17 protein-coding genes and 1 tRNA gene are annotated in these 18,651 nt (G+C 37.9%); 7 read left to right on the top strand and 11 right to left on the bottom strand.

Annotated features, from left to right (window positions below):
- Nucleotides 1-14 precede the first annotated feature (14 nt).
- Nucleotides 15-1,157, bottom strand: coding sequence for a F0F1 ATP synthase subunit A (atpB, locus tag V9G42_04360; GenBank protein ID MEI2758653.1), 1,143 nt, complete (start codon nt 1,155-1,157; stop codon nt 15-17).
- Between the two features lie 132 nt (nt 1,158-1,289).
- On the opposite strand from atpB, the gene bshB1 reads away from it, so the two are divergent.
- The gene (gene bshB1, locus V9G42_04355; GenBank protein MEI2758652.1) at nt 1,290-2,006 is read left to right on the top strand and encodes a bacillithiol biosynthesis deacetylase BshB1; all 717 of its coding nucleotides are present in this window, start codon (nt 1,290-1,292) and stop codon (nt 2,004-2,006) included.
- Nucleotides 2,007-2,101: 95 nt separating this feature from the next.
- Here bshB1 and V9G42_04350 read toward each other — a convergent pair whose 3' ends face one another.
- A complete protein-coding gene (locus tag V9G42_04350) occupies nt 2,102-4,024 on the bottom strand; it encodes a T9SS type A sorting domain-containing protein (GenBank protein MEI2758651.1) in 1,923 nt (640 codons plus the stop codon).
- A gap of 226 nt (nt 4,025-4,250) precedes the next feature.
- Here V9G42_04350 and V9G42_04345 point away from each other — a divergent pair.
- From V9G42_04345 to V9G42_04330, 4 genes are all read left to right on the top strand, one after another.
- Nucleotides 4,251-4,326: transfer RNA gene (locus V9G42_04345), tRNA-His, on the top strand.
- A gap of 75 nt (nt 4,327-4,401) precedes the next feature.
- Entirely contained in the window at nt 4,402-5,013 is a 612-nt protein-coding gene (locus V9G42_04340) for a DUF4290 domain-containing protein (protein ID MEI2758650.1), read from the top strand.
- 6 nt (nt 5,014-5,019) lie between these two features.
- Nucleotides 5,020-6,327: a UDP-N-acetylglucosamine 1-carboxyvinyltransferase gene (gene murA / locus V9G42_04335; GenBank protein MEI2758649.1), complete on the top strand. Its 1,308-nt coding sequence runs from the start codon at nt 5,020-5,022 to the stop codon at nt 6,325-6,327.
- A gap of 90 nt (nt 6,328-6,417) precedes the next feature.
- Nucleotides 6,418-6,948 (top strand): TlpA disulfide reductase family protein, encoded by a 531-nt coding sequence (locus tag V9G42_04330; GenBank protein ID MEI2758648.1) that lies wholly within the window; start codon nt 6,418-6,420, stop codon nt 6,946-6,948.
- A gap of 125 nt (nt 6,949-7,073) precedes the next feature.
- Here V9G42_04330 and V9G42_04325 read toward each other — a convergent pair whose 3' ends face one another.
- The 9 genes from V9G42_04325 to V9G42_04285 all read right to left on the bottom strand — a co-directional run bounded on the left by V9G42_04325 (nt 7,074) and on the right by V9G42_04285 (nt 16,442).
- Nucleotides 7,074-10,022, bottom strand: coding sequence for a tail fiber domain-containing protein (locus V9G42_04325; protein ID MEI2758647.1), 2,949 nt, complete (start codon nt 10,020-10,022; stop codon nt 7,074-7,076).
- Between the two features lies 1 nt (nt 10,023).
- Entirely contained in the window at nt 10,024-10,971 is a 948-nt protein-coding gene (locus tag V9G42_04320) for a T9SS type A sorting domain-containing protein (protein MEI2758646.1), read from the bottom strand.
- A gap of 5 nt (nt 10,972-10,976) precedes the next feature.
- Nucleotides 10,977-12,005: a hypothetical protein gene (locus V9G42_04315; protein MEI2758645.1), complete on the bottom strand. Its 1,029-nt coding sequence runs from the start codon at nt 12,003-12,005 to the stop codon at nt 10,977-10,979.
- Between the two features lie 12 nt (nt 12,006-12,017).
- Nucleotides 12,018-12,956, bottom strand: a complete 939-nt coding sequence (locus V9G42_04310; protein ID MEI2758644.1) for a T9SS type A sorting domain-containing protein — start codon at nt 12,954-12,956, stop codon at nt 12,018-12,020.
- A gap of 5 nt (nt 12,957-12,961) precedes the next feature.
- Nucleotides 12,962-13,813, bottom strand: a complete 852-nt coding sequence (locus V9G42_04305) for a hypothetical protein (protein ID MEI2758643.1) — start codon at nt 13,811-13,813, stop codon at nt 12,962-12,964.
- An 11-nt stretch (nt 13,814-13,824) separates the two neighbouring features.
- A complete protein-coding gene (locus V9G42_04300) occupies nt 13,825-14,790 on the bottom strand; it encodes a T9SS type A sorting domain-containing protein (GenBank protein MEI2758642.1) in 966 nt (321 codons plus the stop codon).
- A gap of 328 nt (nt 14,791-15,118) precedes the next feature.
- Complete coding sequence (locus V9G42_04295) at nt 15,119-15,244, bottom strand: hypothetical protein (protein MEI2758641.1); 126 nt, start codon at nt 15,242-15,244, stop codon at nt 15,119-15,121.
- 35 nt (nt 15,245-15,279) lie between these two features.
- Nucleotides 15,280-16,281 carry a T9SS type A sorting domain-containing protein gene (locus V9G42_04290; GenBank protein ID MEI2758640.1) on the bottom strand — a complete coding sequence of 334 codons (1,002 nt, stop codon included), beginning with the start codon at nt 16,279-16,281 and terminating at the stop codon, nt 15,280-15,282.
- 5 nt (nt 16,282-16,286) lie between these two features.
- The gene (locus V9G42_04285; GenBank protein MEI2758639.1) at nt 16,287-16,442 is read right to left on the bottom strand and encodes a hypothetical protein; all 156 of its coding nucleotides are present in this window, start codon (nt 16,440-16,442) and stop codon (nt 16,287-16,289) included.
- A 442-nt stretch (nt 16,443-16,884) separates the two neighbouring features.
- Between V9G42_04285 and V9G42_04280 the strand changes: the two genes are divergently transcribed.
- Together V9G42_04280 and dnaJ are read left to right on the top strand one after the other, a co-directional pair.
- Complete coding sequence (locus V9G42_04280; protein ID MEI2758638.1) at nt 16,885-17,460, top strand: nucleotide exchange factor GrpE; 576 nt, start codon at nt 16,885-16,887, stop codon at nt 17,458-17,460.
- Between the two features lie 14 nt (nt 17,461-17,474).
- Complete coding sequence (dnaJ, locus tag V9G42_04275) at nt 17,475-18,629, top strand: molecular chaperone DnaJ (GenBank protein MEI2758637.1); 1,155 nt, start codon at nt 17,475-17,477, stop codon at nt 18,627-18,629.
- Nucleotides 18,630-18,651: the final 22 nt, after the last annotated feature.

The raw sequence follows: 18,651 nt of genomic DNA, 5'->3' as shown, positions 1-18,651 counted from the left end.
AATTTAGAAATCAATTATATAATTAAAGCTTCCTCTACCTTAGCATCCTGATGTTCGGCATCATGATGATGTTCTTCAACAGCTGCACCAATATAAATTGCAGAAAGTAGTGTAAAGACATAAGCTTGCAGAAATGCTACTAACAATTCCAGAAACGTCATGAAGACCATAAAGGCTAACGATACCACACCAACGCCCATTCCGGCACCTGCACTCATTTCACCAAAAATAAAAATCAAACTGATGAATGAAAGTGCAATGATGTGTCCGGCAGCCATGTTGGCAAAAAGTCGAATCATCAATACAAATGGTCTCAGAAACAATCCTAGTATTTCAATAGGTGTGAGCAAAAACAAAACCCATGTTGGCACACCGGGCATAGCAAAAATGTGTACCCAATAATTTTTGTTGGCACTGAAAACAGTAATGATGAGTGTCATCACTGCCAGCGACATGGTTATGGCTATATTGCCTGTCAGGTTAGCTCCTCCCGGAATTAAAGGTATTAGACCAAGCATGTTATTTATCCAGATAAAGAAAAACGCAGTCAGCAAATAGGGCATATACTTCTGATACTTGGGTCCGATGGCTGATTTAGCGACATCGTCACGAACAAAAATGATTAAAGGCTCAATAAGCGACTGAAGTCCTTTAGGTGCCTGATTGGGTCTGGTCTTATATGCTTTGGCTATTGAAGTAAACAGCCATATCATCAAAATAAGACTAACGAAAAGAGCAAAAACATTTTTTGTGATAGAGAAATCATACAGGTTAGCGGTGAGTGCTTCGTTAAGGGTAGCATGGTGAGCATCGGTTTCTTCCATTTCGTCAACAGCGGCAATTTTTTGCTCTTTAAGCATATAACCGTTATAGGTGCTGTGTCCGTGATGAAAGCGACCGGAAGAAAATACAGAAAGACCTCTTTCTGGCGAATAAATAATGATAGGTAATGGAATTTCTGTTTCACCCCACAAGTGCCAGCCATGTGCATCAGAAATGTGACTCATAATCATCTTTCCTGCATCAAACTCTGCAGATTCTACAGATTCAGTTGTTGCAGTACTCAATGAATCATGTGTTTCCTGAGCAAAAGAAACAAAAGGAACCAGCCAAAGCAGGATAGCGGATATGAGGATGCGTATATTCAGATTTTTCATTTGTAACATTAAGGCTTATTGCCCCCTTTCAAAACGGCTGCAAAAGTAGAAAAGAATACCTAAAAAGCAATTATAGTTTTGAAAAGTTATTGAACACCTTATTTAACTTAATTTCGGGCAAATTTTTTATCAATGAAACTCGATATTTTAGCCTTTGGTGCCCATCCGGACGATGTAGAATTAGCCTGCTCCGGAACACTGGCAAAACATAAAAAAATGGGTCATAAAACCGGTGTGGCAGACCTTACGGATGGTGAGTTAGGCACACGTGGAAACCCCGAATTAAGACGTTCTGAAGCAATGAAAGCGGCAGAAATTATGGGACTTGAAACGCGTCATTTTTTTGGTTTCAGAGATGGTTTTTTTCAAAATGACGAACATCACAGGATTAAAGTTATTGAAATTTTACGTCATTTTCAGCCCGATATTGTTATTACCAATGCACCGTCAGACCGTCATCCGGATCATGGTCGTGGCTGTAATTTGGTTTCTGACTCCTGTTTTTTATCCGGGCTCAGAAAAATTAATACTTCTTATGAAGACCGTGAACAACAGCCTTGGCGGCCCAAGTTGGTGCTCCACTACATTCAGGATCGTTACTTTAAACCAGATATAGTTGTTGATATTTCAGATTTTTTTGAGGATAGGATGAAGGCCATAATTGCTTATAAGTCGCAGTTTCACGATATTTCTTCTAAGGAACCACAGACCTACATTTCCAGTCCTGAGTTTATAGATTCTCTCAAATCACGTCCGGCAGAGTTTGGTAGGTTAATTGGCGTTGATTATGCAGAGGGCTTCTTGTTCAGCCGTATTACCGGTATTCATGATTTAAAAACGCTGATTTAAGATTCTTGAACATATAGAACCAAAATTTTCAGCAGATCAATGCAAATAAAAAAGGCGACCAAACGGTCGCCTTTTTCAATGATTTTACTTAGTTATTATTTCACTACGAAAAGTTTGGTAACTCTTGCACCTTCTGTGGTGATAGTGTATAGATAAGTACCGGCTGCAATATTTGAAACGTTAAGTTTCAATGTTTGGATTCCGCTTAATTTACCAAAATTATAGCTGGCAACATTCTGTCCCATCAAGTTAGTTACTTCTACTGTTACATTTGAAGAAGTGTTGAAGTTTGCTGGGATGTTAAGAACATCATTTGTTGGATTTGGATAAGCAACACCAACATCAACTTTATTTATTTCTTTAACAGCAGTCACTGTTGTAAGTGGAGTAATTCTTAATGGATCAATAACTTCTGTAAATGCTGCATCATCAACCTGTCCGCAAACATATTTATGAGTTACAGGTGTTCCAACGCTTGGTGTACCGGCAGTACCGTTTGACAATTCCTGATAGGTAATTGGAATAGATGTAGTTGTTCCATTGGTTTGAGAAATCATTGCAACGTTACCTATGATTACTGATGACTCTGCCAATGAACCGGCTGTAAGGTTCATCAATGGTGTTTCAAGACCACTTGTCAAGTCATAACCTATACACCATGCATCAGGCAATACGTTTTCTGAACCCGGATTGGCAATAGTATCTGTGTCAAAATACACATAGAATATTTTATCACCGGCAGCATTTCTGCTCAAGGCAGGACGTGTTCTGTCGGCAGCAGTTGAACCGGCATTGTCATCCCACACACCCTGATAAGTCTGAGTTGTAGAAAGGAATTTACCAAACCAGCTGGTACCACCGTCATTAGAGTAAATATCACACACACCAAACGCTCCTGCTCCTGCAAGGTATTGACCGGCTACAGGATCAAGCATAAACACATTGCTTATTAAGTGTGGATTGTCGTTATTATCTAATACCACATCAAATTCAAACAACATTGACCAAACATAACCTGTTTGCGGAGTACCCAATATAGTGTCCATATTGTTTAGACTTACCATTGTAGGTCCTGTCCAAGTAGCACCACCATCAGTTGTTTTGAAGAAGCATGGCATGTAGGCATTTTGGCTGTAAGTAAAGTTTGGATCGCCATAATGAGAGATAGTAAATAAATAACCTGTCTGACTGTTGGCAGACCATACACTTCTTACTTCATTTTGGAACAATGCAGTTCCGTCATTAGGGTCAAGATCCGCTACAAAAGGTACTGCAATGTTTGTATAATCATACTTGTTGGCAGCACCATTCCATACACCTTTAGTAAGCCACAGGTTAATATTGCTATAAGCCTGAGAACCTACTGCATCATCCTGAAAATCGCCAACCCAAACGTTACCAACGTTATCACTCTCCATGCTACTTGGAATATCGCCCATGAAACCACCTTGTACAAAATCCTGAACTTCTTGATTGGCATTGGTACCATCTAATTTAGAAGTACAGTGCGATTGGCTGATCCAACCGCTACCACCGGTGTTTGAACCAAAACCGGCAACCCATGCATTGGCAGGATCTGTGTTTCCTGCAGGGTTGTAGATAGCCCCCATCGGATATCGAGCAAGATTTGAATTTACAGGTTGATATACAGGCCCCTGATTGATGTTCCATGTTGCACCACCATCTGTAGAGATATCCCAGAAAAGATCTCCTGAGTTTGTACCTACACCACCTGATGGGTTACCACGGTGAATGAAAGCGATGGTATTAAGCGATGGATTATAAATCAGGTTGGAGCGACCACCGTTAATTGCAGTAAAACTGTTGGCAGAACTTCCTAAAGTGGTTTCACATCCTGCAGTAAATGTTGTACCTGATATGCCATGCACACGCTGAGAAACATTAAGCTTCACGCCATTATCTATGGCTTCAAGCTTATTTGTTTTTTTTGTTGCTTCCTGAGCATTCAGCGTAGCTGCTGCACCTAAAGCAAGTGTAATGAGTAAACCTTTTTTCATTGTTTATTTAATTTAATTTTTTACATGATTAATCGGACAAAGGTAATAGCTTTTTTTGTTTTAAAAATTTAAAAATGTTTTTCTTTGAAAATATCTCCTGAACATGACTTTAATTAGACAATCTTCATTAAAAGAAACATAATTAAAATATCATTTGTCTAAATGTTTTTTTGCATTACTTTTGCGCCTCGTTACAAATGTGTGTTAAGCCCATTTGTTTTCTAATGGTGAATGTAGCTCAGCTGGTTAGAGCATCAGATTGTGGTTCTGAGGGTCGTGGGTTCGAGCCCCATCTTTCACCCTGATTTTTAAAATTGAAGTTTTAAGTAAAATTTTATATTGAAAATTTTACACTTCGGTAATTAGCCTTAATTTTTATGGAGTATAATACCAAACGTCCTGAGTTGATTATTTCGGAATATGGACGCAACATTCAAAGAATGATTGACTATGCCATTCAACTCGAAAGCCAGGAAGAACGAACAAAAGCAGCAAATGCAATTGTTAATGCAATGGTTGTGCTGAATCCGCAAATCAGAGAATATAATGATTACAAAATAAAACTTTGGGATCATCTGTTTATCATGTCTGATTATAAGCTACAATGTGATTCTCCTTATCCTATGCCTTCGCCTGAAAAAAGAAAACTTACTCCTGAAAGAGTTCCATACCCTACCTACAGCATCAAATTCAAACACTACGGCTCTATTATCTATAACATGATAGAAAAAACCTGCGAAATGGAAGATGGTCCGCAGAAAGAGCAGGTGATTTTGATGATTGCCAATTTTATGAAACAGTCGTATGTTAATTACAACCGCGACAATGTAAATGATGAAGTAATATTTGAGCATCTTCGTAAAATTTCCAATGGAAAACTTTCGCTGAAAGAAGATGTCAGATTAAGATATATTGCTGATGTTCGACCCATGAATAATAATGGTGGTGGAAAAAAGAAAAAGAAAAAGAAAAAATCGTCACAACATTAATTAATAATGGCTAACAGTTTTGAAATTACAGGTGGGCAACAGCTACAAGGTGAAATAGAACCGCAGGGAGCAAAAAACGAAGCATTACAGATTCTTTGTGCCGTATTGCTGACCGATGAGAAAGTTACCATTCACAACATTCCTGATATCAGAGATGTAAACAAACTGATTGACTTACTACGCAGTTTGGGTGTGCTTATTGAAAAACTCAAACACGGTAGCTATACTTTTCAGTCAGACAATATAAATCTCGATTTTTTAAAGACAGATGATTTTATTCGTCAGGCAGGATCTTTAAGAGGTTCTATTATGATAGCAGGTCCATTGCTGTCACGCTTTGGCATTGCCTGTGTACCTAAACCGGGTGGTGACAAAATTGGTCGCAGACGTTTAGATACGCATTTCATAGGTTTTCAGAACCTGGGTGCTAAATTTGATTTTGATTCTCATACCAAAATATTCAGCGTTTCGGCTAAAAAACTAAAAGGTGCATATATGCTCCTTGACGAAGCTTCGGTTACCGGAACAGCCAATATCATTATGGCTGCTGCCTTAGCTGAAGGAACAACAACCATTTATAATGCAGCATGCGAACCTTACATACAGCAACTCTGCAAGATGCTTGTCAGTATGGGAGCAAAAATCTCAGGCATTGGCTCAAATCTATTGAGCATAACAGGTGTTTCCAAAATGACAGGATGCACGCATACCATGTTGCCCGATATGATTGAGGTAGGAAGTTTTATTGGTTTGGCTGCTATGACTCAGTCTGAAATAACAATAAAAAACTGTAGTGTTGCCAATTTAGGTATTATACCTTCTACATTTCAACGCCTTGGAATAAAATTAGAAATTAAAGGGGATGATATTTACGTACCTGCACAAAAAAATTATGAAATAGATACTTTTATTGATGGTTCTATTCTGACTATTGCAGATGCCATCTGGCCCGGATTGACACCTGATTTGCTGAGTGTAATTTTAGTAACAGCAACACAGGCAAACGGCACAGCACTCATACATCAAAAAATGTTTGAAAGCCGTTTGTTCTTTGTAGATAAACTGATTGATATGGGGGCACAGATTATTTTATGCGACCCACACCGTGCAACAGTCATAGGGCTTAACCGCAAACATTCACTCAAAGGAATAGAAATGACATCACCTGACATCAGAGCGGGTGTTGCCTTGCTCATAGCAGCACTTTCTGCAAAAGGCAAAAGTATCATCCACAATATTGAACAGATAGACCGTGGTTATGAAAGAATAGATGAAAGATTGATAAAACTTGGTGCCCATATCAAAAGGATTTAAAACAATTTAATATTTTAGCGTTTAATAAAAAACAAATGAAGGCTTGTCACTGTGGTATGATAGTTGGCAGCCATAAACAAAATTAAAAATATGACAACTACACTTAAAGCAACATTCTTATCGCTGGCAATCATCGGCACTGCATTTTTTTCACAGGCTCAAAAGCCGATTGAAGGCATTGCCATAGGTAACAAAGCACCTGAACTGGCATTTACGTCACCCGAAGGAAAAACCATTGCACTTTCATCACTGAAAGGAAAAATTGTATTGATAGATTTTTGGGCATCATGGTGCGGCCCTTGCCGGATGGAAAATCCTAATGTTGTTGCTGCCTATAATAAATATAAAGACAAAAAATTTAAAGGTGCTAAAGGCTTTACTGTTTATGGAGTATCGCTTGATCAGGATAAAAACCGCTGGATGAATGCCATCAAACAAGATAAATTAGATTGGCCAAGCCATGTGAGTGACCTTGCCGGATGGAACAGCAAAGCAGCACAGATTTACAGAGTAAACTCAATACCTGCCAACTGGCTTATTGATGGCAACGGATACATTGTGGGAAGCAACTTGCGAGGACAGGCATTAGATGCAGCCATTGAAAAGCTGCTGGCACAGTAAATAAGATTTAATACTACTAATGAAAAACAGCCGGAAATTCCGGCTGTTTTTTTTATGCTCTTGACTTAAATTCACTTTATTATTTTGTGTGAGACATTACCCAATAGCCGAAAAACGATTTTGCTCTACTTCACCTTCATCATGCGTTTGGTTTCAATGGTTTTTCCGTTTATCACCAACGAATAGGAGTAGGTGCCTGACGACAATTTGTTGCCATAAACCAACAGCGAGCCTGCTCCTGCCTGATGTATCTTAACAGACCTTAATATGCTGCCGTTCTGATTGTAAAAAACAAGCATGGCATTTAGGGTTTCTGTATCCTGTTGTGGAATGTTCCAGTTGATGGTGGTGTTTTCTGCAAACGGATTGGGGTCATTGCCCAATATGATGGCAGGAGTGTTATCCAGCTCTATGGTTTGATGATTGCTGCTATTGTTTTGATTTAACAAGGGTGCATTGCAGCATGAGGCTACTGCCATCACCAACGAATCGAGTCTGCTTTGCAGTGTGGTTAATTGATTGGTCAATGTGTCTATCTCCTTAGCCTGACTTTTATAGCCTGCTATCAGCAGTGGTATAAACTCCGTGTAGTTTACTGCCTGAATGTTTTTTTGTTGTGATACTATTGTTCCTGAACTATCATATTCCGCAGGTTGTATAAAGTTTCTCACCATTTGAGGTAACACTTGTTTAACCTCATGTGCCAAAACTCCATAGTGTGTTCCTGTTTCAAGATTTAAACCGTAGTTGTTTAACGTATCATAGTTAAAAGAATATACCGGAATGTGATTCAGCAATGTGTCTTTAAGACCTATAGGTGTAATGTTTTGCTTAAGCGATGAATCACTGGTAAAATAGGTGTTTTGTGTAGTGTAAACTGCTCCATTAAAAAATCCTGCTGCTGAAGTACAGTTGCCGTTTGCACAGCTACTCCCTTTAACCAGCGAATAGATACCGTAATTAGTATGTTGCCCTCCTAAGGCTGTAGTATATACTCCATAGCTATCGGTAAATGTTGAGGTTGATATTGCTCTTGCTTCTACACCTATATTAGAACCCAAACTGCTTGTGTTGCTGCCCGATGCTCCCGTAGCATAAAACATTGCTCCTTTGTTGGAAACTTGTCCAATTCTGCTGCCACTACTGTAGCCGAATACTCCGGCATGGTATTTTTCGCTGTTTGAATTGGTGTTACCTGCCGTTAATCCATATACCATATAGTTTCCTGCATAGGTAGGAGTTTGTGCTTCAACAAATAATTTGCTTGCGTAAACCGCATATCCCAAAACTATGCCCGCTGGTGATGCAGGAACAGGATTGCTATTAAAATCATCTTTCATTACAGTTATTCTTGATAAGGTATTATAACCCATCCAACTGTTCACACTGCCGCCATTGTCCTCATGGTCAAATGTGATGCTGTTGGGAGTGCTATTGCCCGTGGGTGTTCCTACCATACGCAGGTGATATTGACGGTTGCCATCGCCATATATTTTCATTTGGTCTTTTACATTGGGACTTGTTGTGGCGCTGTGAAGTATAGAAAGTCCTTCATCGTCCTTTGATTCTATCATCACCGCAGGTGGATTATTTTGACCATGCACCGTTAATCCAAATGGTGTGGTTATATGATTGCGTGTAAACAGTGCCGTGCCTTCCACCTGAAATTTATACTGTGGCGTAGTGGTAAACAATCCAATGCGGTTATTGAGTGTGGCTGATGCATTGTTGTAAATATCGCTGCATTGAATAACATTGCCCGTATTGTCAAACCGGGCTACAATATCCTGTGTGGTACAGGTGCTGTTGACACTACCGCCACCTATATCACGAACTAAAATGACATTCCCATTATTATCAACACTTAACACTTTTCCTGTATAGCTGCTATTTTCAAGAGATCCAAATCGCAAATTGGTAAAACGTAAGCCGCTATTTCCTGTAGCGCCTGCCACATAAGGTGTGTTTGAATTTATTTCCAGTGTATTGGTCGGATTACTTGTATTTATACCCACAAATTGATTGTTGCCATTTCTCCAAGGATGAATAAACAAATCCCCAGTAGCGGTAGTTTGAAAATCGGTCCAGATGCCGTTGTTGACATTGGCATCGGGGGTGTAGGTGAGGCGCAATTGAGGTTCCTGCTCACCCATATCTAGTACTTCGAGCCTGCGTGATGGCTCTACATTCAAAACATTAAAATTGCCTATACCTGTGTAACGTACCGCTCCATCGGATCGGGTATTGATAATAAGATTACCTCTGTGGGTGCACTGAAAATCGGTATTCACGCCTGCATTTACATTGCCATCGGGGGTAAAAGTTAGGCGAAGCTGCGGGGCGGGATGAAACATTTCATTAAGACTTTCATCATAAATTTCAAGTCTTCTCATAGGCTGAATACCTGAACCACCGCCAAAGGCATTACCTGTAAAATTGCCAATGCCTAACCTTCCCTCTGGTGCAAACCGCCCCACCTCCAAAGCTGAATATTGTGTTGACTGGTCATTGGCTGTTTGATTCATGGGGCCTGAAAAAATAAAACGTAGATTATCTGCACCTTCAGCAGCAGGGTTAATATTATCGCCCCACACTACTGCGGCATCATTATGATCTTGTTGATTATCGGTAGTATCTCCATCTAAGGGAATGATTCCGAAAAAAGCAAAGTCTGTTTGCAGCCCGGTGAATGTGCCAATATCCATCCAGGTGCGCCAGCCGGCTACCCCTGAGGTAAAATAATTATTGCCCAGATGCAGTATGCTGCGAGGAAGGGTTATGGGATTTGTACCACGCTCATGTATGGCTACGCCTGCACGCTCAATGCCATTAATAGTGCGCCTCATGATGCTCATTTTTCTGTTGTTAAAAGTACCCGCCCCTGCATTGGTGTAAAAATGGATGGGTTGGTCTAGTTCGTGTTTGATGTTTAAATCGGGACCATTGGGTGTAATATCCCAACCTAAATAATCAGTCTGTGCAATCCAATTATTTGGAGTCACAGTAGCTTGTCCAAAAGATTTGGAACAAATAACTATAGCTAATAAATTTATTATAAATGTTATATTTCTCATATTATATAATTTTTATAAGTTTATAAAATTTTGAACTATTATCTTTTCGAATTAATTTTAACAAGTAAACACCAACCTGTAAATAACTTAGGTCAATGGTGGCTATTGAATTTTGAGAATTGATTGGATACACAACATCAACTAGTTGTTTCCCTTTTAAATCATAAATTGCAATTGAATTTGTTTTAGCTCTATCAAATTGAATATTCACTTCTTCTATAAATGGATTTGGATAAACTTTAATTTCATTGTTCTGTAATGGCTCAATTACCACATTCGAAATATTCTGCTTCACAGTAATACCGTCAATGTAATAGTAAGCCACAGAGCTAGGTACGATATATGTTGTATCAGTATGAGCATCATCAAAAAAATTCCCAATGGATAAATATGTATAATTGGAATCTGCAACAAAGCCGCCTTCAATTTTCACCCAATTTAGTGTATCGGAAATTATTGAATCGCTGTAAAACTGTGCATAATTAGCAATTGGTGTGGGGTGATTAGTATCATAACTAACAGTACTGAATAGCATTCCAATTTTATTACATGGTATATTTCTGCCTCCTGATCCTGATAATGACACATAAAATGAGAATTCATATGCCATGCCAACTTGTAACGGACTGATTAGCTGACAAGAAATCGTTTCTCTTATATTATTTACAGGCCTATAATAAGCAATTAAACCAACATACGCAGAACCATGATAAGCATATTGGAATCCGCAAAAATTTTGAGGGACGGCTGTTGCTCCGTTTAACCAATTACATGCATGAAAATAATCTGGTGAGGTATTACTTGGCCACCACCCCATAGCCTTATCCACTTGATTGGAAAAATGGGGGCACTCTATGGTATCTTCAAAGGAGGGGTTAGGTACTAAATTAATTTGTGCATTACAAAACGTGCAAGCGAAAGTTAAAATTAATAGTATAAGTTTTTTCATCACCTTTAATTTTTTGTTAATTGATTAATTTGTTCTTTCAGTTGGGCTATTTCATTTTTCAGCTCGTTGAGCATGGCTGTTACATCTTGTTTTTGATTTTCGTTGGCTATGATGAGTTGTTTGGTGGTTATAGTGCCGTTTACTTCAAGGGTGGTTTGGGGTGTGGTGGTGTTTATACCTACAAACTTTCCACCAAGTACTGTACAGTCATTACATCTTACTTCGGCTTTGTAGCCAATGGCTATGGCATTATTCACTTGTTCTGCTCTGCTTCCTGCCTGTGCGCCTATAAAAGTATTATTGCTGCCACCTGCATTTGAACTTCCGCTAAGTGCACCCATAAAGGTATTGTTGCTGCCCGATGTATTACATTCGCCTGCGCGTAATCCCATAAAGGTATTTTCATTTCCTGTGGTTAAATACATTCCAGCTGTAAAACCAACTATTGAATTGTAATCACCAAGATTGTTGATGCCGGCAGCAGTACCAATAAATATATTGGATTGTCCGTTACTATATCGTCCTGTGTTATCCCCAATAAAAACATTATCATTTCCGGAAGCAAACTCACCGGCAGAAAATCCATTGAAAGTATTCATGTTTCCCGAAACATTTCCTGCCAAAATATCTTTTCCACAATTTACACCGGTAAAAATATTTTCTGTTCCGGCATTGTGAAGCACTGTTTCGCCTCCTATCATATAATAGTTGCGTGGCTGAGATATGTTAATCTCATCGGCTACATCTAATTGCCACAACGGATTATTGATTCCTATTCCTACTCTGCCATTGCCTAGTATGGTCATTCGCATATTATTAAAAGTACCCGCCCCTGCATTGGTGTAAAAATGGATGGGTTGTGCATCTTCATTTTTTATTACAAGAGGTGTGTTAGTGCCGCTTGTCCAGCCAATATAATCATTTGCTCCAACAGGAGCATTAGCATTATTTCCAGATGTTGCCTGACTATAAGCAAATCTTAAATTGCAGAGCAATATGCTCAATGCAAATAAATATGTGAATGTATATTTCATAATATTTTGATTTTAAAAGTGAATAAATTTGTTTCTGTATGTATCAATTGAGGTATTTGTTTTAACAATATAAACTCCATAGCTTAAAGTAGAAATATCTACTTGTGTTTTGAAAGAAGAAACTGTTATTTTAGGAATTATTAATTTTCCGCATAAATCAAATACCTCAATTGATGTAATATTTCTTCCTTCCACTACTATCCAATCCCTTGCAGGATTCGGAAAAATTTGAACTAAATCAATATTATCAATTGCATGAATTGAATTAACAAAGTCGGAATCGGTGGAAAGCTTGACATCATCAATGTAATAATAAGCCATTGAAGCGAGGCTGTCTAATAAGATGTGTGTACAAGTTGAATCGGAAAAAAAATTACCTATTGCTAAATACTGGTAGGCTAAATTAGCTATAAAAGAGCCTGAAATTTTTATCCAATTTATGGAATCAGTAATTATTGAATCAGAATAAATATGAGCGAAATTGTCTATCGGAATAGGGCTTGCTTGGGAATACGCTGTGGTTAAAAATTTAGCTCCCATTTTGTTAGAGGCTGCATTATAATGACTTGAGCTATCCCGAGAGTTATTAACATAAAATGATAAATAATATTTTTGTCCAACTGTAAGAGCTTGCAATAGCTGAATACCTATCATTTCTCTAAAATCAGTTGCAAATTTTGCATAAGTTACAATTCCTGCATAAGCATCACCTGTTTTAGCATATTGATATCCCCAATCATTAGCTGGTACACCCGCATGTCCGTTTTGATTACATGAATTAAAATAATCAGGGGATAATCGGTAACTGCTCCATCCTACAGTACTATCAATCATCATTACGTTAGTTGGACAAGCAACAGTATCCTCAAAGGAGGGGTTGGGTACTAAATTAATTTGTGCATTGCAAAGGTTGTAAGCAAAAGTTAAAATAAGTAGTATAAGTTTTTTCATCACCTTTAATTTTTTGTCAATTGATTAATTTGTTCTTTCAGTTGGCCTATTTCGTTTTTCAGTTCGTTGAGAATGGCTATTAAATCTTGTTTTTGGTTTTCGTTTGCTATGATGAGTTGTTTGGTGGTTATAGTGCCGTTTACTTCAAGGGTGGTTTTGGGTGTGGTGGTGTTTATGCCTACAAACTTTCCACCTAGCACCGTACAATCATTACATTCTACTTCGGCTTTGTAGCCAATAGCAACGGCATTGTTCACTTGTTCTTCTCTGCTTCCTGCCTGTGTGCCTATAAAAGTATTATTACTGCCAACTGCATTTGAACTTCCGTTTAGAGTACCCATAAATGAATTGGATTGTCCGTTACTATATCGTCCTGTGCTATGCCCAATAAAAACATTATCATTTCCAGAAGCAAACTCACCGGCAGAAAATCCATTGAAAGTATTCATGTTTGCCGAAGCATTTCCTGCCAAAATATCTTTTCCACAATTTACACCGGTAAAAATATTTTCTGTTCCGGCATTGTGAAGCACTGTTTCGCCTCCTATCATAAAATAGTTACGTGGCTGAGATATGTTAATCTCATCGGCTACATCTAATTGCCACAACGGATTATTGATTCCTATTCCTACTTTGCCGTTGCCAAGTATTGTGGCGCGTGGTAAATTATTAGTATAAAAATTGATGGACAAAGGTGGAATTGTCTTTAATTCTAATGGGAATATACTTGTTCCATTTGCTCCTATATATTCAGCACCAGCGAGGTAATTACCTCCAAAAACATTCCACTGCTGTGCGTTCAATGTAACACTAATTAAAGTAAACGCAACTACTGTACAAAATAATTTTGTTCTCATAATAAACTTATTTAATAGTTAGATTTAATAAATTTCACTGTATTTTCTGAATATTCATAATTAAATTTTAAAATATAAATTCCTTCTTGATATATAGAAATATCTTCAACTAAATTTTTCCTTCCTATAGGATAAATCTTTTTTATTATAATACCGTTCACATTAATAATTTCAATCGAAACTGTGCTTGAAGGCAGGTTTTCTATATGTATCTTGTCTTTGGCAGGGCTTGGATAAATACCTAATTTTGTATTGTGAATTACTTCAGGCAATACAGTTAATGATTCACAAAAAAGTGAATCTGTAGAAAGGCAAACATCATCAAGGTAATAATATACTTGATGTGTATTTGATGGTGACAAGTTAATTGTATCAGTATTGGCATTGCTAAATAAATTACCAATTGTAATAAAAGAATAGGCGGAGTCCGCAATAAAAGACCCTCTTACCGTAACCCAATTTATGGAATCTTTTATTATAGAATCAGAAGATACTTGACACCAGTTGTTTATTATATTCGAATCATTTAAATAATTTGTTGTAGATAATAAAACCCCTATTTTATTACATGCAGCATTCCAACCTGTACTTGGACTAAAAGCTAAACAAACTTTCAAGGTAACATAGTATTTAACACCTATGCTTAAAGCTGAGAAAAGTTGCTGCCCAATACATTCTCTATATAAAGGTGTGCTTGCGGAATAGGAAATTGCGCCCATATAAGCCTCTCCTGTATTAGGCCATTGGAATCCAAAATTATTAAATGGTATTCCTACTTGCCAAAAAGGACTACAAGTATGAAAATAATCTGGGGTAAAAGATACAATTTGCCAATACCTTGCTTTTGAAACTTGGCCGCCACCTGTTATACAACTTATTGTATCTTCAAATGAATAGTTTCTAACTAAATTAATTTGTGCTTCCGATGTTTGTATTAAAAAGCAGTAAATGGTAATTAATAGTATAAATTTTTTCATTTTGAGTTTCTTTTTATCCTTAAATCCAAAACAGGTGCATCACCTTGCATTTTACCCAATTAAAGATTTATGGATTATTTAATTAATAATTTGTAAAAGCAAGAAATGTAAAAAAGATTTCTGTTGTGGCTGCGGGCTAAGAAAAACGCAGCCAACTCCCCGATAAAGGCAAACAAAGTTTATTTTCTAACATGGCATGGTTATTTAGTAGTGTAAAAGTAAGTGTTTAAATTTTAAAAACAAATGTTTTGGGATCTTTTTTTATTGAACACTATCTTACATTAATACACAATAATACCGGACTTAACAACTTACTTGTCTTGTTTTATCATGCCAATAACAACATCCAGGCTTCTTTAATTTTTCCGGCATGTATCAATTTGCGTGCTGCAAGGTGTTTGGCAAGCTTTGCATTTGAAGGGTCAGCAGCAATTGCCTCGTTGAACTTTGTCATCTCATCAGCCGTATTGAATTGATGCACTTCATAAGCTATTGTTTTAAAAGTTTATATGTAAATTGATTGTTTTGCGAAGTGATTTTAATAAAAAGCAAACCTGCATTGTAGCTATTTACATCCAGTTGCAGGTTATTGGAAGTAATATTTTGTTTACTGTAAAGTTCTTGCCCAAGTGCATTAAAAACGCTTAGATTAAAAGGAGCATTAAAGTTATTTTGAATCCTAACAAAATCAGTTGCAGGATTCGGGTAAAAAGAAAATTGATGTTCAAGAATGTTTTCTTCAACGGAAACCACACAAGGCAAGGCATCAATACCACCGTTACACAGGCTGGAATCAGTACTTATACAAACATCATCAATTAAATAATAACCCCACGCATTAAAACATTCAGGACAAGTGAGTGATATGGTATCAGTATTCGCATCATCATAAAAATTACCCAAAATCAAATATTGATAAGCCGAATCCGCTACAATACTACCCGAAATCCTAATCCAGTTAGCTGTATCTGTAATTATTGTAGTAGAGCGTAAATGAGAAAAGTTGTCAATAGGAACAGGATTAGAAGCCGAATAAGCAACGGTTGATAAACGCATTCCAATATTATTGGAAGGAACATCGTAATAATATGTTCCATCACTTGCTCCACCCATAACAGTATAAAACGACAGAAAATATTTTTGCCCTATAACCAATGATTGAGTTAGTTGAATACCTATTAATTCTCTTTCATTCGGAACAGCTACACCCCATGTAACTAATCCCATGTAAGCCCCACAATTTCGATGATCTGATTGATAACAGAATAAACTTTTTGGTACACCAACTGTACTTGGTGATGCACAAGCATTGAAATAATCGGGCGTATAACTTGAAGGGCAATATTTACTCCACCCCGTAGCAAGATTCACTTCATCCCAAGTATTCGGACACGTATCGTATTCTTCAAATCCAAAATTAGGCACTAAATTAATTTGTGCATTGCATAAGCTGCAAGCAAAAGTTAACATAAGAAGTATAAGTTTTTTCATCACCTTTAATTTTTTGTTATTTGATTAATTTGTTCTTTTAGTTGGGCTATTTCATTTTTTAGTTCGTTGAGCATGGCTGTTACATCTTGCTTTTGGTTTTCGTTTGCTATGATGAGTTGTTTGGTGGTTATGGTGCCGTTTACTTCTAACTCACTTTGCAAAATGGAAACGATGTGTTATGGCGAAGGCGGCTGTGAATTTAGAAAAGCGCAGCCCATGCGCTTGTAGCGCGTGAAACGTGCAAGTGTTTCTGTTGTAATCATGGTAGCTTGGCCTAATTTAAAGAATTGTAAAATTAAAACTATTCAACTCAAATTATCAAATTTTTCAGAAACTAATTTATTACTATTTGGATGCTTGGTGGTGTTTTTTAGGAGGCTCTAAATGATTTATTGAATAAGTGCTGCTTGAATGCTGGTACTTTACTACCATAATAGCGAAACGTAAGCAGACAAGTCTAAAAAACATTTTAACTGAAAAACAACAAGAAATTCCTGTTGTTGACATTTTACCTCAAGTTTGACAGTTGAGGTACTGTAAAAGCTATCTTTGCCTGCCATTTTGACCCCATTGGTTGAATGGCAATGTTTTTGAAAATCAGCGATGAAGTTATTTAAGCGAAGAAAAATGAATAAGGAAAACGAAATTCTGAACAACGAAGAATCTTCCCAAGCAGAAGAAACAAACCCCAAACAGGAGGTTGAAGCCGGTACTGCTATAGAAAGTGAGCCCGAAAATCCATTGGAGTTGCTCAAAGATGAGTTAGCTGTTGCCAACGACAAATATGTCAGACTTTATAGTGACTTTGAAAACTATAAACGCAGACAATCCAAGGAGCGCATTGAGTTGATAAAAAATGCCGGTGCCGATGTTATTACATCTTTATTGCCCGTTATGGACGACTTTGAGCGAGCCTTGAAAGCACAGGAGACACACAATGCCGAAGCTTTTAAAGAAGGTGTTCAGCTTATATTCAACAAACTTAAAACTACACTTTCACAACATGGATTGGCGGCTATAGAATCGGTGAATCAGCCTTTTGATACCGACCTACACGAAGCTATTACCAGCATTGCTGCCGATGACGATAAAAAAGGATTGGTAGTAGATGAAATTGAAAAAGGCTATATGCTTAATGATAAAGTTATCCGTCATACAAAAGTGGTTGTAGGTAACTAAACGATTTTTTAAAAATGTCGAAACGAGATTATTACGAAATATTAGGAGTTGGGCGCAATGCCTCGGAAGTTGAGATTAAAAAAGCTTACCGTCAGATGGCTATCAAATACCATCCTGACAAGAATCCGGGTAACAAAGAGGCTGAAGAAAAATTTAAAGAAGCTGCAGAGGCCTATGAGGTTCTGAGCACTCCCGAAAAGAAAAGCCGTTATGATCAGTTTGGCCATCAGGCTATGAATGGTGGTGGTTATGGCGGAGGTCAGCACATGAATATGGAGGACATCTTCAGTCAGTTTGGAGATATTTTTGGTGGTCACAATCCATTTGAAAGTTTTTTTGGCGGTGGTGGTGGCGGACAGCGTGGTGGCCGCAGGGTAAACCGTGGCTCCAACTTACGCATTAAAGTTAAACTCACGCTGGAAGAAATTGCCAACGGTGTAGAAAAGAAATTAAAGGTTAATAAGAAAATTGCCTGCCATACCTGCCATGGTAGTGGTGCGCAAGGCAGCAATGCCTTTACAACATGCAGTGCCTGTAAAGGTTCCGGACAAGTCAGACGTGTTACGAATACAATTTTAGGTCAGATGCAAACGGTCACCACTTGTAATGTTTGTGGTGGCGAAGGACAGGTGATAGCCAATACCTGCAAGACGTGTCATGGTACGGGTGTTGAACAGGGAGAAGATATGATTACAGTGCCTATTCCGGCAGGTGTTGCCGATGGCATGCAATTAAATGTAAGCGGCAAAGGCAACCTGGGAGAGCGTAATGGCATTGCCGGTGATTTGCTTATAGTGATAGAAGAAATTGAAGACCCCAAACTACAACGTGATGGGGATAACCTTTTGTATGATCTTTATATCACTTTTATAGATGCCGCTTTGGGCACACAAGTAGAGATACCTACCGTTGACGGCAAAGCCAAAATAAAGATTGATGCCGGCACACAAGGCGGCAAAGTTTTACGACTGAAAGGTAAAGGACTGCCACGTGTGAACAGCTATCATAAAGGCGATTTGCTGGTAAACATCAACGTATGGACACCACAACAACTTACTGCCGATGAGCGCAAAGCATTAGAAAAAATGCGCGACTCGGAAAACTTTAAACCCAAACCGGGAAAAGGGGATAAGAGCTTCTTCGAAAAAATGAAAGAGTTTTTTAACTAAATCATTCTATACAAAAAAGAGT

It is taken from the genome of Bacteroidia bacterium (genome assembly GCA_037045145.1).
Classification (GTDB): domain Bacteria; phylum Bacteroidota; class Bacteroidia; order AKYH767-A; family OLB10; genus OLB10.
The sequence above is the reverse complement of the archived record's forward strand: the minus strand, read 5'-3'. Positions and strand labels throughout refer to the sequence as shown.

Bases quoted from the DNA above. Each gene is read 5' to 3' on its own strand.
- atpB (MEI2758653.1), bottom strand. From the start codon at position 1,157: ATGAAAAATCTGAATATACGCATCCTCATATCCGCTATCCTGCTTTGG.
- bshB1 (MEI2758652.1), top strand. From the start codon at position 1,290: ATGAAACTCGATATTTTAGCCTTTGGTGCCCATCCGGACGATGTAGAA.
- V9G42_04350 (MEI2758651.1), bottom strand. From the start codon at position 4,024: ATGAAAAAAGGTTTACTCATTACACTTGCTTTAGGTGCAGCAGCTACG.
- V9G42_04340 (MEI2758650.1), top strand. From the start codon at position 4,402: ATGGAGTATAATACCAAACGTCCTGAGTTGATTATTTCGGAATATGGA.
- murA (MEI2758649.1), top strand. From the start codon at position 5,020: ATGGCTAACAGTTTTGAAATTACAGGTGGGCAACAGCTACAAGGTGAA.
- V9G42_04330 (MEI2758648.1), top strand. From the start codon at position 6,418: ATGACAACTACACTTAAAGCAACATTCTTATCGCTGGCAATCATCGGC.
- V9G42_04325 (MEI2758647.1), bottom strand. From the start codon at position 10,022: ATGAGAAATATAACATTTATAATAAATTTATTAGCTATAGTTATTTGT.
- V9G42_04320 (MEI2758646.1), bottom strand. From the start codon at position 10,971: ATGAAAAAACTTATACTATTAATTTTAACTTTCGCTTGCACGTTTTGT.
- V9G42_04315 (MEI2758645.1), bottom strand. From the start codon at position 12,005: ATGAAATATACATTCACATATTTATTTGCATTGAGCATATTGCTCTGC.
- V9G42_04310 (MEI2758644.1), bottom strand. From the start codon at position 12,956: ATGAAAAAACTTATACTACTTATTTTAACTTTTGCTTACAACCTTTGC.
- V9G42_04305 (MEI2758643.1), bottom strand. From the start codon at position 13,813: ATGAGAACAAAATTATTTTGTACAGTAGTTGCGTTTACTTTAATTAGT.
- V9G42_04300 (MEI2758642.1), bottom strand. From the start codon at position 14,790: ATGAAAAAATTTATACTATTAATTACCATTTACTGCTTTTTAATACAA.
- V9G42_04295 (MEI2758641.1), bottom strand. From the start codon at position 15,244: ATGACAAAGTTCAACGAGGCAATTGCTGCTGACCCTTCAAATGCAAAG.
- V9G42_04290 (MEI2758640.1), bottom strand. From the start codon at position 16,281: ATGAAAAAACTTATACTTCTTATGTTAACTTTTGCTTGCAGCTTATGC.
- V9G42_04280 (MEI2758638.1), top strand. From the start codon at position 16,885: ATGAAGTTATTTAAGCGAAGAAAAATGAATAAGGAAAACGAAATTCTG.
- dnaJ (MEI2758637.1), top strand. From the start codon at position 17,475: ATGTCGAAACGAGATTATTACGAAATATTAGGAGTTGGGCGCAATGCC.